The sequence below is a fragment of the Streptomyces sp. NPDC027663 genome (genome assembly GCF_055566415.1).
Window position 1 is genome coordinate 794105 of the sequence record NZ_JBVHSK010000002.1, and the last position, 12184, is coordinate 806288.

At 70.7% G+C, this 12184-nt stretch carries 14 protein-coding genes and 3 tRNA genes; 3 read left to right on the forward strand and 14 right to left on the reverse strand.

What is annotated here, in order from left to right; translation table 11 throughout:
* Positions 1 to 25: 25 nt before the first annotated feature.
* The 7 genes from ACZ4SF_RS08480 to ACZ4SF_RS08510 all read right to left on the reverse strand — a co-directional run bounded on the left by ACZ4SF_RS08480 (position 26) and on the right by ACZ4SF_RS08510 (position 3807).
* Positions 26 to 1486 (reverse strand): DHA2 family efflux MFS transporter permease subunit, encoded by a 1461-nt coding sequence (locus tag ACZ4SF_RS08480; protein WP_468379966.1) that lies wholly within the window; start codon positions 1484 to 1486, stop codon positions 26 to 28.
* 120 nt (positions 1487 to 1606) lie between these two features.
* Positions 1607 to 2176, reverse strand: a complete 570-nt coding sequence (locus tag ACZ4SF_RS08485; protein WP_468379968.1) for a TetR/AcrR family transcriptional regulator — start codon at positions 2174 to 2176, stop codon at positions 1607 to 1609.
* A gap of 139 nt (positions 2177 to 2315) precedes the next feature.
* On the reverse strand, positions 2316 to 2744 hold the full coding sequence (locus ACZ4SF_RS08490; RefSeq protein WP_468379971.1) for a MaoC family dehydratase: 429 nt from the start codon (positions 2742 to 2744) through the stop codon (positions 2316 to 2318).
* A 7-nt stretch (positions 2745 to 2751) separates the two neighbouring features.
* Positions 2752 to 3204: an FAS1-like dehydratase domain-containing protein gene (locus tag ACZ4SF_RS08495; RefSeq protein WP_468379974.1), complete on the reverse strand. Its 453-nt coding sequence runs from the start codon at positions 3202 to 3204 to the stop codon at positions 2752 to 2754.
* Positions 3205 to 3361: 157 nt separating this feature from the next.
* Positions 3362 to 3526 (reverse strand): 50S ribosomal protein L33, encoded by a 165-nt coding sequence (gene rpmG / locus ACZ4SF_RS08500; protein ID WP_003948671.1) that lies wholly within the window; start codon positions 3524 to 3526, stop codon positions 3362 to 3364.
* Positions 3527 to 3615: 89 nt separating this feature from the next.
* Positions 3616 to 3688, reverse strand: a tRNA-Met gene (locus tag ACZ4SF_RS08505).
* Positions 3689 to 3734: 46 nt separating this feature from the next.
* Positions 3735 to 3807 (reverse strand) — tRNA-Thr (locus ACZ4SF_RS08510).
* Positions 3808 to 4387: 580 nt separating this feature from the next.
* Here ACZ4SF_RS08510 and ACZ4SF_RS08515 point away from each other — a divergent pair.
* Positions 4388 to 5653 (forward strand): amidohydrolase family protein, encoded by a 1266-nt coding sequence (locus ACZ4SF_RS08515; protein ID WP_468379977.1) that lies wholly within the window; start codon positions 4388 to 4390, stop codon positions 5651 to 5653.
* Positions 5654 to 5973: 320 nt separating this feature from the next.
* Positions 5974 to 6630: an SDR family oxidoreductase gene (locus ACZ4SF_RS08520; RefSeq protein WP_468379979.1), complete on the forward strand. Its 657-nt coding sequence runs from the start codon at positions 5974 to 5976 to the stop codon at positions 6628 to 6630.
* Between the two features lie 177 nt (positions 6631 to 6807).
* On the opposite strand, the gene ACZ4SF_RS08525 is transcribed toward ACZ4SF_RS08520, so the two are convergent.
* From ACZ4SF_RS08525 to ACZ4SF_RS08550, 6 genes are all read right to left on the reverse strand, one after another.
* Positions 6808 to 7020, reverse strand: coding sequence for a hypothetical protein (locus ACZ4SF_RS08525; protein WP_468379981.1), 213 nt, complete (start codon positions 7018 to 7020; stop codon positions 6808 to 6810).
* Between the two features lie 63 nt (positions 7021 to 7083).
* Positions 7084 to 7308 carry a hypothetical protein gene (locus ACZ4SF_RS08530; RefSeq protein WP_468379983.1) on the reverse strand — a complete coding sequence of 75 codons (225 nt, stop codon included), beginning with the start codon at positions 7306 to 7308 and terminating at the stop codon, positions 7084 to 7086.
* Positions 7309 to 7352: 44 nt separating this feature from the next.
* Positions 7353 to 7706: a DUF6233 domain-containing protein gene (locus ACZ4SF_RS08535; RefSeq protein WP_468379984.1), complete on the reverse strand. Its 354-nt coding sequence runs from the start codon at positions 7704 to 7706 to the stop codon at positions 7353 to 7355.
* Positions 7707 to 7876: 170 nt separating this feature from the next.
* Entirely contained in the window at positions 7877 to 9151 is a 1275-nt protein-coding gene (locus ACZ4SF_RS08540) for a glycoside hydrolase family 3 N-terminal domain-containing protein (protein ID WP_468379986.1), read from the reverse strand.
* Between the two features lie 247 nt (positions 9152 to 9398).
* Entirely contained in the window at positions 9399 to 10571 is a 1173-nt protein-coding gene (locus ACZ4SF_RS08545; protein ID WP_468379987.1) for a PP2C family protein-serine/threonine phosphatase, read from the reverse strand.
* 395 nt (positions 10572 to 10966) lie between these two features.
* Positions 10967 to 11048: transfer RNA gene (locus ACZ4SF_RS08550), tRNA-Tyr, on the reverse strand.
* Positions 11049 to 11272: 224 nt separating this feature from the next.
* Here ACZ4SF_RS08550 and ACZ4SF_RS08555 point away from each other — a divergent pair.
* Positions 11273 to 11761, forward strand: a complete 489-nt coding sequence (locus ACZ4SF_RS08555) for a YajQ family cyclic di-GMP-binding protein (RefSeq protein ID WP_468379990.1) — start codon at positions 11273 to 11275, stop codon at positions 11759 to 11761.
* Positions 11762 to 11868: 107 nt separating this feature from the next.
* On the opposite strand, the gene ACZ4SF_RS08560 is transcribed toward ACZ4SF_RS08555, so the two are convergent.
* The gene (locus tag ACZ4SF_RS08560) at positions 11869 to 12135 is read right to left on the reverse strand and encodes a GlsB/YeaQ/YmgE family stress response membrane protein (protein WP_468379993.1); all 267 of its coding nucleotides are present in this window, start codon (positions 12133 to 12135) and stop codon (positions 11869 to 11871) included.
* Between the last annotated feature and the right edge of the window lie 49 nt (positions 12136 to 12184).

Genomic DNA, 12184 nt, shown 5'->3' on the forward strand with positions numbered 1-12184 from the left:
GCTCCTCGGGCGGATGGGGTCCGGCTCAGCCGGCGGTGGTCTCGAGGACGGCCGCCGGGGCCTTTTCCGGCTCCGGGGCGGGCCGGCCGGCGCTGCGGCGGGCCGGGATCACCAGAGCGGCGACCGCGGCGAGGGCGACCACCGCCGAGCCCGTGACCAGGGCCGGCCGCAGACCGTCCACGAAGGCCTGCGCGGACTCGTAGCCGCCCTGTGCGGAGAAGATCGACGACATGACCGCGATGCCGAGCGCGCCGCCCACCTCCCGCAGCGCGTTGTTCGCGCCGGAGGCGATGCCCTGCTCCTGCGGGCGGACGCTGGACATGACCAGGTTGGCGGCCGGGGCGAAGAACAGGGCCATGCCGACGCCGCTGATGATCAGGGCGGGCAGCTGGACGGCGTAGGAGGCGTCCGTGGTGGCCACCCGGGCCATGTAGCCGAGACCGGCGGCCTGCAGGAACAGGCCCGCGGCCACGACCGGCCGGCCGCCGATGCGGTCGGAGAGGATCCCGGCGACGGGCGCGACGAGCATCGGCATGCCGGTCCACGGCAGCATCCTGAGACCGGCCTCGGTGGGCGAGTAGCCGAGCACGCCCTGCATGTACTGGCTGAGCAGGAAGATCGAGCCGAACATGCCGACGAACATCAGCAGGCTGGCCGCGTTGATGCCGGAGAAGGCCCTGGAGCGGAACAGCCGCATCGGCAGCATGGGGCCGGCCGCGCGGGAGCTGTAGAGCACGAAGCTCAGCAGCAGTACTCCGCCCGCGATCAGCGACGTCAGTACGACGGGGTCGGTCCAGCCGTCGGCGGGCCCGCGGACCAGGCCGTACACGATCCCGAAGAGTCCGCCGCTGGCGAGCAGCGTGCCGGGCACGTCGAGCCGGGCGCCGGCACCGTACGACTCGGCCAGGCGCAGCCGGGCGAGCGGCAGCACGGCCACGCCGAGCGGGACGTTCAGCCAGAAGATCCAGTGCCAGGAGACGTGCTCCGTGAGGCTGCCGCCGATGAGCGGTCCGGAGGCGACGGCGAGCCCGTTGACGGCGCCCCAGATGCCGTAGACCATTCCGCGCCTGGCCGCGGGCACTGCCGCGGTGAGCAGGGTCAGCGTCAGCGGCATCATCACGGCCGCGCCGACGCCCTGGACCGCGCGGGCCGCGATCAGGGAGCCTATGCCGGGTGCCACGGCCGCGGCGGCGGAGGCGGCGGTGAAGACAGCGAGTCCGGCCATGAAGAGCCGGCGGCGTCCGAAGCGGTCGCCGAGCGCGGCACCGAACATCAGCAGGACGGCGAAGGTGAGCGTGTAGGCGCTCACGGTCCATTCCAGGTCGTCCAGGGCGCCGCCGAGGTCCTTGCGGATGGAGGGCAGGGCGGTGGTGACGACGAGGTTGTCCAGGGCTGCCATGAATCCGGCGATGCTGGTGATGACCAGGGCCCACACGGCACCCGCGCGCGTGGTGGGCGTTGCGGGTACGGCTGTCTGCTGTGACATCTCTCCCCCAGAGAGCGATCTCAGTTAGTAATTGATGACTAACTTTCACGGGCATGAAAAAGCCCTCTGAAGGACTTCGGAACCCGCAGGAAAGAAGGCGGGAAACGCCTCCCTGATGCGTTACACCTCGAGGCGACCCTTGTGCCGGGCCGACGGATCGAGTCCCTCCCAGACCCGGTGCTCGGGCGGGAAGCCCATGGCCACCAGGCAATTGATGAGCATCCCGCACGCGAGGAAGTCGGTCGTCTCGCCGACGTCCGCACGGAGCGCCAGGTGCACGGTGTCCCACAGCCGCATCCAGCCGGTGCGTACGCTCTCGCCGAACTCGCGGTCACCCTCCTGTTCCGCGGACGCCACGGCGACGTACATCTGCATCTGCATCATCAGCCGCTCGGGCCGCTCCGCGATGACCTTGGTGTACGCGTTCGCCATGGCGTGCAGGGCCTCTTCGCCCTGCAACCCCTCGGAGGCCTCCTCGAAGGTCCGGATGGTGTCCTCCACGCAGCGTTCGGCTGCCGCCAGGAAGATCGCCTTCTTGCCCGGGAAGAGCCGGAAGAGGTACGGCTGCGAAACGCCGACCCGCCTGGCGATCGCCTCCGTGGAGGTGCCGTGGTACCCGCCGCGTGCGAACTCGGCGGTCGCGGCGCTGATGACGCTCTCGCGTCGCTCCTCTGCGCTCATCCTGGGCATGCGGTTAAGTTAGTACTCAATCACTAACTTGCGCAAGGCGTGCCGTCCCCGGGCCGAGATGCAACCGGCTCCGGCGCACGCGTAAGGGGCGCTCACCAGACGTGGGCGCCCCTTGCATCCGCTTATGTCGGCCGACGCGTCAGGCCAGTCGTACGACTGCCCGGGACATGCCCAGCACCTTCTGGCCGCCGCTCATCGCCGTCAGGTCCACGCGGACGGTGTTGTCGTCCAGCTTGGCCGCGACCTTGCCACTGACCTCGATCAGGGCGCCCTGGTCGTCGTTCGGGACGACGACGGGCTTGGTGAAGCGGACGCCGTACTCCACGACCGCGCCCGGGTCCCCGGTCCAGTCGGTGACCACGCGGATCGCCTCGGCCATGGTGAACATGCCGTGCGCGATGACGTCCGGCAGGCCCACCTCCTTGGCGAACTTCTCGTTCCAGTGGATCGGATTGAAGTCCCCGGAGGCGCCCGCGTAGCGCACCAGGGTGGCGCGGGTCACGGGGAAGCTCTGCACCGGCAGTTCGGTGCCGACCTCGACGTCGTCGTACGCGATCGTCGCCGTCATCAGGTCCTCACGCCTCCTCGGCCGCACGGGCCACGAGCTTGGTCCAGGCGGTCACGACGTGCTCGCCGGCCTCGTCGTGCACCTCGCCGCGGATGTCCAGGACGTCGTTGCCCGCGAGGGACTTGATCGACTCGATGGTGGAGGTGACGGTCAGCCGGTCACCGGCGCGCACCGGGCGCGTGTAGGCGAACCTCTGGTCGCCGTGCACCACCCGGCTGTAGTCCAGCCCCAGCTGCGGGTCCTCGATGACCTGCCCGGAGGCGCGGAAGGTGATGGAGAACACAAAGGTCGGCGGAGCGATCACGTCGGCGTGGCCGAATGCCTTGGCGGCCTCGGGGTCCGTGTACACCGGGTTGGTCTCGCCCACCGCCTCGGCGAACTCGCGGATCTTCTCCCGGCCCACTTCATAGGGCTCGGTGGGCGGGTATGTCCGTCCCACGAAGGACTGGTCGAGCGCCATGCCCCGGCACCTCCTGATGTCTGCTGTGCTGGCCCCAAATTAGCCCGGAACGAGCCCCGGAATGTGCGCGGGGCCGGCGGGCGGCCTGGATGCCGAGCCGGTGAAAACGCCGTGAGGCCGCCCCCTCGAAGGGGGGCGGCCTCACGAACGAGCCTGATTATCGCGTTTCGCGGTGCGCAGTGTGCGCGTTGCAACGCGGGCAGTGCTTCTTCATCTCAAGACGGTCCGGGTTGTTACGCCGGTTCTTCTTGGTGATGTAGTTCCGCTCCTTGCACTCCACGCAGGCCAGCGTGATCTTCGGGCGGACGTCGGTGGCAGCCACGTGAGTGCTCCTATGACGAACGGGTGGACTGATTCAACGCAAAAAGAGTAGCCGATCGAAGGACCGACCCCGCAATCGGCTACTGTCAGTAGCGGTGACCGGACTTGAACCGGTGACACAGCGATTATGAGCCGCTTGCTCTACCGACTGAGCTACACCGCTTTGATGAGATCGGGCCCCGTCTTGCGACGGGGACCTCTCACACCAGAGCCCCAAAACGGAATCGAACCGTTGACCTTCTCCTTACCATGGAGACGCTCTGCCGACTGAGCTATTGGGGCGAGCGATGAAGACATTACACGGTCCGCCGCCGTTCACCCAAATCCGTATCCCGCCGCCCACGGGCACCCCGTTCACGGCCCTCACCGGAGCCTCGTGAGCACCAGCGCGCCTGGCTTCTCGGGGGGCGAGTGCCGGGCCGGCGCGAGGGCGGGGGCGCCTCTTCGACTCTGCCGGACGGCGGCACGCGCGCGTGGGCGAGGCCGGCTGCGCAAAGGCGGGCGGCTCGCGCGCGTGGGCGTCGGTCCGACAGGTGAGAGGCCATTCGAGTGCCGCCGCCCTGACAGGCGCCGCGGCCATGCGCGTGAACGTCGCCCGGCGACTGCCCGGCCATCCGCGTGAACGTCGCCCGGCGAGTACCCCGCCGTCCGCGTGAACGTCGCCCGGCGAGGCGTCTGCCACGCGCGCGGGCGACGCGTTTACCGCCTGGGGCGGACCACGCCGGTACGACTATTGCGCTCCTGCGCGCCGCGCACGGCTCGCCACCCTAGGCTCGACCCACTCTGTGTGATCTTGGGCCGTTCACGGCCTCGAATTGCTCACGCCGGCCCGTCCGAGCCCCCGGCCCGACCCTGGAGTGCGATGCCCGACAGCCAGCCGCAGCCGCAACCGCCGTCGAACTCGTCGGGCTCCTCCGGGCCGTCCGACCCTGCCGCCCTCATGCTCTGCGGGGCGCGGCTCACCGACGGCCGGACCGTGGACGTACGGCTGGGCGGCGGGCGCATCGAGGCGGTGGGCACGGCCGGCAGCCTCGCCGCGGGCCCGGCGCGCACCGGCGCCACCCGCGTGGACCTGAACGGATATCTGCTCCTCCCGGCCCCGGCCGAGCCCCACGCCCACGGCGACACCGCCCTGACCGCCGAGCACGCGGGTCCGGTGTCGTACGCCTCCGAGGACGTTCAGCGCCGGGTGACGGAGGCGGCTCTGCTGCAGCTCGGGCACGGGGCGACGGCGCTACGCGCGCACGTACGCGTGGGCGACGTCCAGGGGCTCGGGGCACTGGGCGCGGTCCTGCAGTCGCGACGGGCGCTGCGGGGGCTCGCGGAGCTGACGACGGTGGCGATGCCACGGGTGCTGACCGGGGTGGCCGGGGCCGACGGGCTGGCGATGCTGCAGGACGCGGTGAAGATGGGCGCCTCGGTAGTGGGCGGCTGCCCGGACCTGGACCCGGATCCCACCGGCTACGTGGAGGCCGTCCTGGAAGTGGCCTCCGAGCACGGTTGCCCGGTGGACCTGCACACGGACGCCGCCGACCCGGCTCGGCTGTCCCGGCTGGCCGCCATGGCCGGTGGCCTGCGCCCCGGCGTGACGATCGGGCCCTGCGCCGGTCTCGCGCGTCTGCCGGGCGAGGCCGCCTCCCGCGCCGCCGACCAGCTCGCGGCGGCCGGCGTGGCGGTGGTCTGTCTGCCGCAGGGTGGCTGTGGCGGCACCGACCGGCGGGGTACGGCGCCGGTACGGCTGCTGCGCGCGGCCGGGGTGCGGGTCGCCGCAGGCAGTGGCGCACTGCGCGACGTCTCGAACCCCGTGGGCCGTGGCGACCCCCTGGAGGCCGCCTACCTCCTCGCCTCCGCCCACGGCCTGCGCCCGGAGCACGCCTACGACGCCGTGAGCGCTGCGGCCCGCGCGGCTCTTGGCCTGCCGGAGGTCCGCGTGGAGGCGGGCTTCCCGGCCGAGCTGCTGGCCGTCCGGGGCGAGCATCTGCCCGGCGCCCTCTCCCTGGCCTACAGCAGGATCGTGGTGCATCGGGGCCGGGTGGTGGCCCGCACGAGCGCGGTCCGCGAGTACTGCAATTCGGCGGCGGCAGCGGAGCTGGGGCTGCCGCGGCAGGGGCGTGGGGAATTGTCGTGAGCGCGGGGTGACGCGGGCCGGGGTGAGGGGTGGGCCGTGACGCGGGCCGGGGTGAGGGGTGGGCCGGGAGTACGCGGACGCGGCTCCCGGCCGGGAGTGTGAGCCACGCGCCCAGCCTTGACGCGTCCAGCCTTTGCTGCGCGGTCACGTGAAGTGGTGCGCATGCCGGGTGCTCGGTGGGCGTACCCGCGCGGGGTGCACGCCGCCGGTGGAGGTGCGGCGGCGCGTCTCGGCCGACGCGCGTGTGCCGGCCGAGTCGCACGGCGCGCCCCGGGCAACTCGTGCGGCGGATGCGGCTCTTCGGGCGTACGGTCGGTTTCATGCGCATTGTCATCGCTGGTGGACATGGTCAGATTGCGCTGCGGCTGGAGCGCCTGCTCGCCGCGCGCGGGGACGAGGTCGCGGGGATCATCCGCAAGCCCGAACAGGGCGACGATCTGCGGGCGGCCGGCGCCGAACCGGTCCTGCTCGACCTGGAGTCCGTCTCCGTGGAGGAGGTCGCGGCGCACCTGCAGGGCGCCGGAGCGGCGGTCTTCGCGGCCGGCGCCGGCCCGGGCAGTGGTGCGGCCCGGAAGGACACGGTGGACAGGGGCGCGGCGGTGCTGTTCGCGACCGCTGCCGTACGCGCGCGCGTACGCCGTTTCGTGATGGTGTCCTCGATGGGCGCGGATCCCGCGCACCAGGGCGACGACGTCTTCGACGTGTACCTGCGCGCCAAGGGCGAGGCCGACGCCTACGTCACCCGGCAGGAGGCGCTGGACTGGACGATCCTGCGCCCCGGCTTGCTGACGAACGACGCGGGCACCGGCCAGGTCCGCCTGGAGGCGCACACGGGACGCGGCCCGATTCCGCGGGACGACGTGGCCGCCGTACTCGCCGAGCTGGTGGACACACCGGCGACGGCCGGTCTCACGCTGGAGCTGATCAGCGGTTCGACGCCGGTGTCGGTCGCGGTGAAGTCGGTGGCCGGGAACTGAGACGGGTCGCCGGCCGTTGACCGATCGGAGCTGCTGAGAGGTCGGAGCTTCCGACAGGTCGTAGACGCTGAACAGGCCGGAGATGCCGACAGGTCGGAGCTGCTGCGCCACTGCCTTGGCAGCGCTTCTGACGAACCGTCGCACCGCCGCGCGCGCCCCGCGACCGCCCGTCAATCGTCAGAACAGAGGCAGCTGCCCGGGAAAGTCCGGCACGGCGTACCCGTCCAACGACGGCTGGACCGCCCCGAGTTGCGCCTGCCGCCGCGACCCGGAGCAGGAGACGAGTTCCCCGCTCTCGCGCACCCCGGGCGGGTCGTGTCGCGCGAAGCGGCCCGCGACCACGGCAATTTCACGGCGGCAGACGGGACAGGTTCTGCGTCGGGAGGACATGCCGTCAGTGTGCCCCGTGGACGGCGTCGCTGCGCCTGTACCGGAGCCGGGGCGGCGGCACCGTCACGTCCGGGTCTCCGCCTCCCACCGGTCGGGCCCCACTCCGCGCCAGTCGATCAGCGGCGAATCGGCCACGTCTTCCGGTTCGATCTCCAGGCCCGCCCGGCGCAGGAACTCCACCAGGTCCCGCACGCTGTGCGCGAGGCCGAGGATCTCGCCGTCCACCCGAACCCGGCGGCCGCCGGTCGGGGACGGCAGGTGCACGATGATGGGACGTTTCCCTGCCATGGCTCCAGCATCTTCCGGACCGCCCGGGCCCGCACCCGGGCCGGTCATTCGAGAATCCCCAGCACGGTGTCCGGCCGGCACAGCGGGCACGCGGGGACACCTCCTTCGGCGAGAGCGCGGACCGCCTGGTCGCGGCCGACACCCTTCGCCCGCCCGCCGGCTCCTGTACAGCCGCCGACGTGCACGTACACGGCGCTGCGGCCGTTCAGACCGCGCTCGACGGCCCACTCCGGAGCCGCCTCTCGCACGGCGAGCCGCCGCTGCCGTTCGGCCTCCCGGCGCTCCTCGTCAGCGATCCACCGGTCCATCAGGGCAAGCTGCCGAGCAGCCTGATGTTCGACGACACGGCGGGCGAAGCGCAGCATGTCGAGACGCGTCAGCGGACGGTCCTCGTTCACACGTTCGATTCTAGTGGCGCCGCCGGGAAGCGCGACCACCAGGACCGGAATGCCGGGGTCACCGGACGGGGAGCGGCACGGGAGGGGCGGCACCGCCGAAGGATGATGATCAGCAGGTAGACGCGCACCCGCACAGACGGCATGCGGCGGCCTTCGCCGCCCCTACCCGCTCAAGAGCACAGATTCACGTGCCGGACGGCCAGGACGTGTCCCGCCGCGTCGATGAGGCGACTGCGGCTGAGGTGTCCGCCGGTCACCGCGTTGGTGATCGCCGTTGCGATCGCGGACGTCTGGGAGCTGACATCGCTCCCCAGATCGAACATGACCATGTCGGCGCCGGAGCGCAGGGCCTGGACGGCGGCCGCGGGGACGCTGAAGCCGGCGGCGGAGATCGCCTTGGCGCTGAGCGAGTCGGTGACCACCAGCCCCTTGAAGCCCAGCTTGCCGCGCAGTTCGGTGCTGATGACGGTGGGTGACAGGCTCGCCGGATTGGTGCCCAGACCCGGCACGATGTTGTTGGAGACCATGATGGCCGGGGCACCGGCCTTGATGGCCGCCGTGAACGGCGGGATGCCCACCTTCTGCAGGGTGGACCAGGGCAGGGTGCGGGCGGGGCCGAAGTCGGAGTTGTAGCTGGAGCCGCCGAGGCCCGGGAAGTGCTTGACGACGGGTATCACGCCGCCGGCGCGCAACCCGTTCATGTACGCGACGCCGTCCTCGGAGACCACCGAGGTGCTGCCGCTGAAGGACCGCCATCCGTCGGGGTTGGTCTTACTGGGGGCCACGTTCCTGCCGTCGACGTCGACCACCGGCGCCAGGTCCATGTTCACCTGGGCGGCCGCCATTTTCTTGGCCACCTTGGTGACGTTCTGCTGAATCTGGGCCGGGGTCCAGTGCTTGCCCATGTACGCGGGCCAGGGCAGGTCGCCGACGAGGTTGGCCATGCGCTGGATCCCGCCGCCCTCCTCGTCCGTCATCACCAGCAGGCCCCGATGACCGGGCACATGGGACTTCAGGGCGGTGAGCCGGGAGCCGAGGTCGGCGGGCGCCTTGCTGCCGAACAGCAGCACACCGCCCGCGCCGGCGCTCACCTCGGAGGTGGCGTCGGAGACCGAGGTTTCCGACACCGGGACGGCGATGGTCAGCATGGCCAGCCGGCGGTTCGACCACCCGGCCAGCTTCGTGCTGTTGGTGCACACGGTGGTGGCCGCGGTGCCGTCCGGAGCGAAGGACGCGGGAGATTCGGACGGCGCGCCGGGCGAGGACGCGGGAGAGTCGGACGGCGCGCCGGGCGGGGTGAGGGACACACCGGAGCCGCTGGAGTGCGGGGACGCATCGGGGGTGCCCGTGGCACAGCCCGCGAGGAGCAGCGCCGCCACGGCGGCGCCGGCGCTCAGGCTGTGTGCGGTCGCGCTTCTGCGGTGACGGTACGACGGGAGATGCATCGCCTGGTCTCCTTCGGGAAGTCGCGACGGTGCCCGTCGCGCGGTGGGCCGTAGGAGCCCAGGGTGGGCTCCACGAAGCGTGAGATGCGCTCCGGCCGGCAATTGTTCGGGGCTCCGCGGTCGCCGTGCCGACAGAATCCCGCGCCTCGGGGCCGACGCAGAAGCGGGGCACCGGTAGGAGAGCCGACAGAAGCGGGGCCGACCGGAAGCGCCTTCAGGCGCTCAGCCCGCAGCGGTACGGTCCGCTTCACCCCTCGCCACCCGCTCTTGCTCCGGAAGGTGACTCCGGTGGGCCTTTGAATCGGTCAGCCAGGATCATCGCCACGTCGTCCGCCAAGTCGCCGCGGGTGTGACGGATCAACGCCTGGTGCAGGCGCTTCAGGAATTCCGCTGGTGTGGGGCCGACCCCTATCTCCTCCATGGCCTCCGGCAGAGCGAAGAATTCGCTGTCGCGGTCGCGGGCCTCGATGACGCCGTCGGTGTAAAGCAACAGACGGTCTCCGGGGAGGAACGGATAGCTCTCAGGCTTCTCGGGCAGGTCGGTGACGAGGTCTTCGAGGCCGAGAGGCGGTGACGGCAAGCTCGGCGTCAGCGGTGCGGCCCTGCCCTCGTGCAGCAGCAGCGGTGCGGGATGCCCACGGTTGACCAGTTGCACCACGGGTTCGTCCGGCACCTGCGCGATGAGCGCCGTGGTGAAACCTTCCAGCAGGACTTCCTGACCGTACGCACCCGGCACGACGATTTCCCGTCGCAGCGCTGCCGCACAGCGGTTCATGACCTCCACCAGGTCGTCCTCGTAGTGCACGGCTTCCCGGAACGCGCCCAGCGCCACCGCGACGGCGCGCACCGCGGACAGCCCCTTGCCCCGGACGTCCCCGACGATCATCCGGATGCCGTACCGCGTCTGCACGGCCTCGTACAGGTCACCGCCCACCCGTGCCCCGGTGCCGGCCGCAAGACACAGGCTGCCGGTTCGCAGGGGGCCCAGGCACGCGGGCACGGGCCGCAGCACGACCTCCTGGGCCGCCACGGCGATGCGGCGGACCTGGTCGAGCTCTCGCTGCCTGCGCTCCTGCATGGCACGGCTGGTGATGAACCCGGCCACGGAGACCAAGGCCAGAGCCAGGAAGTTGCTGTAGACCTGCAGGGTGCCCCACGCCTCGTTGTAGGTCGCGGTGGTCACACTGATCGCCAGCGCCAGGACCGCCGCCGCGGTGGTGCCCCTGGGCCCCAGTGTCACTGCCGCCAGCGCCGGCACCGCGGTGAGAAAGGGACCGGTGTAGAGGAAGTGCGCAGGGGTGAGTTCGATGACCAGCACGGTCAGCGCGATCAGGTAGGGCACGCACTGCATCAGCGTGAACAGGACCCGGTTGTGACCGCCTGCTCCCGGCACCGGTGGTGAGCGCAAGAGCGACTCCATGCACCAAGCCTGCCTCGCTGCAACTCACGGCTCCACCCAGCCGGGGGCGCCGAGGAGCCCGGAGACTGGCCCGGCCCCTGCGCAGCCCGCGCGGCGATCACGCCTGACCTGTGTCTTTGTGCCTTCAGACGTCTTCCTGCCCACTCACCTGTGCCCCACTGATCGATGCAGTGAGTCGAAAGCAGAGCCGGCAAGCCCGGATGGCTGCAGGAGTGGGATGAGCTGGGCCCGTCCCACGGGGGGCCTGGGGACACGCACTGATCAGCGCCCGGATTCCGCACTGACCGAGCAATACACGTCGCGGTTTTCCGCATCTGATCGAACAGTGCGGCTCATCAACGAGAAGACCCCCTCCATTCCGCGTTTCCGCAGATCGGAGGGGGTCTCACCCAGTGTGGCGGCGCCAGGATTCGAACCTGGGAAGGCTGAGCCGGCAGATTTACAGTCTGCTCCCTTTGGCCGCTCGGGCACACCGCCGGGTTGCGCTGCCGATCGAACCCGCTTTCGGCGGTGCTCCCTGGCAACGACGTAAACAATACCCGATGCAGAGGGGTGCTCCGCCACCCCATTGATCTCCACCTCCGGGGTCGTGGGGTGGCTAGGCTGGTGCGGATGCGGCCCGGTGCTCCACCGGGCCCGGCGGTCGCCGCCGCGCACGCCGGCACGCACCCGATGAACCCCGATACAAGGAGCCACAGGACATGGCCGACTCCAGTTTCGACATCGTCTCGAAGGTCGAGCGGCAGGAGGTCGACAACGCCCTCAACCAGGCCGCCAAGGAGATCTCGCAGCGCTACGACTTCAAGGGCGTGGGGGCCTCGATCTCGTGGTCCGGTGAAAAGATCCTCATGGAGGCGAACTCCGAGGACCGGGTGAAGGCCGTCCTCGACGTCTTCCAGTCCAAGCTGATCAAGCGCGGCATCTCGCTGAAGGCGCTGGACGCGGGCGAGCCGCAGCTCTCCGGCAAGGAATACAAGATTTTCGCGTCCATCGAGGAGGGCATCTCCCAGGAGAACGCCAAGAAGGTGGCGAAGATCATCCGGGACGAGGGCCCCAAGGGCGTGAAGGCCCAGGTCCAGGGTGACGAGCTGCGCGTCAGCTCCAAGAGCCGCGACGACCTGCAGACCGTGATCGCCCTGCTGAAGGGCAAGGACTTCGACTTCGCGCTGCAGTTCGTGAACTACCGGTAGGCCACAGCCGCGGAAGCAGGCGTAGGACAGGACGAGCAGGGAAGGGCGGGCATCCGGCGATGCCCGCCCTTCCCTGCCGTCGTCGCGCTTCCCGCTGCCGCTCGCGCTCAGTCGCGGGAGTTGCCGAACAGCAGACGGTAGACGATCAGCAGCACCAGGGAGCCGCCGATGGCCGCGGCCCACGTGGCGCCGTCGTAGAAGTTCTTGGTGACGGGGTGGTCCAGCCAGCGGGCCGAGATCCAGCCGCCGATGAACGCGCCCGCGATACCGATGAGGGTCGTACCGATGAAGCCGCCCGGGTCGCGTCCCGGCAGCAGGAGCTTGGCGATGGCTCCGGCCAGCAGTCCCAGGATGATCCAACTGATGATGCCCATGCCGTGAACCTGCCCTTCCGCGCTGTGCCCGCACTGTCCGGGCCCTGAA

Excerpts from the sequence above, each read along its gene's own strand:
- ACZ4SF_RS08515 (WP_468379977.1), top strand. The coding sequence starts at position 4,388 with ATGCCCGACAGCCAGCCGCAGCCGCAACCGCCGTCGAACTCGTCGGGC.
- ACZ4SF_RS08485 (WP_468379968.1), bottom strand. The coding sequence starts at position 2,176 with ATGCCCAGGATGAGCGCAGAGGAGCGACGCGAGAGCGTCATCAGCGCC.
- ACZ4SF_RS08555 (WP_468379990.1), top strand. The coding sequence starts at position 11,273 with ATGGCCGACTCCAGTTTCGACATCGTCTCGAAGGTCGAGCGGCAGGAG.
- ACZ4SF_RS08525 (WP_468379981.1), bottom strand. The coding sequence starts at position 7,020 with ATGTCCTCCCGACGCAGAACCTGTCCCGTCTGCCGCCGTGAAATTGCC.
- ACZ4SF_RS08545 (WP_468379987.1), bottom strand. The coding sequence starts at position 10,571 with ATGGAGTCGCTCTTGCGCTCACCACCGGTGCCGGGAGCAGGCGGTCAC.
- ACZ4SF_RS08540 (WP_468379986.1), bottom strand. The coding sequence starts at position 9,151 with ATGCATCTCCCGTCGTACCGTCACCGCAGAAGCGCGACCGCACACAGC.
- ACZ4SF_RS08495 (WP_468379974.1), bottom strand. The coding sequence starts at position 3,204 with ATGGCGCTCGACCAGTCCTTCGTGGGACGGACATACCCGCCCACCGAG.
- ACZ4SF_RS08480 (WP_468379966.1), bottom strand. The coding sequence starts at position 1,486 with ATGTCACAGCAGACAGCCGTACCCGCAACGCCCACCACGCGCGCGGGT.
- ACZ4SF_RS08520 (WP_468379979.1), top strand. The coding sequence starts at position 5,974 with ATGCGCATTGTCATCGCTGGTGGACATGGTCAGATTGCGCTGCGGCTG.
- ACZ4SF_RS08530 (WP_468379983.1), bottom strand. The coding sequence starts at position 7,308 with ATGGCAGGGAAACGTCCCATCATCGTGCACCTGCCGTCCCCGACCGGC.
- ACZ4SF_RS08560 (WP_468379993.1), bottom strand. The coding sequence starts at position 12,135 with ATGGGCATCATCAGTTGGATCATCCTGGGACTGCTGGCCGGAGCCATC.
- ACZ4SF_RS08490 (WP_468379971.1), bottom strand. The coding sequence starts at position 2,744 with ATGACGGCGACGATCGCGTACGACGACGTCGAGGTCGGCACCGAACTG.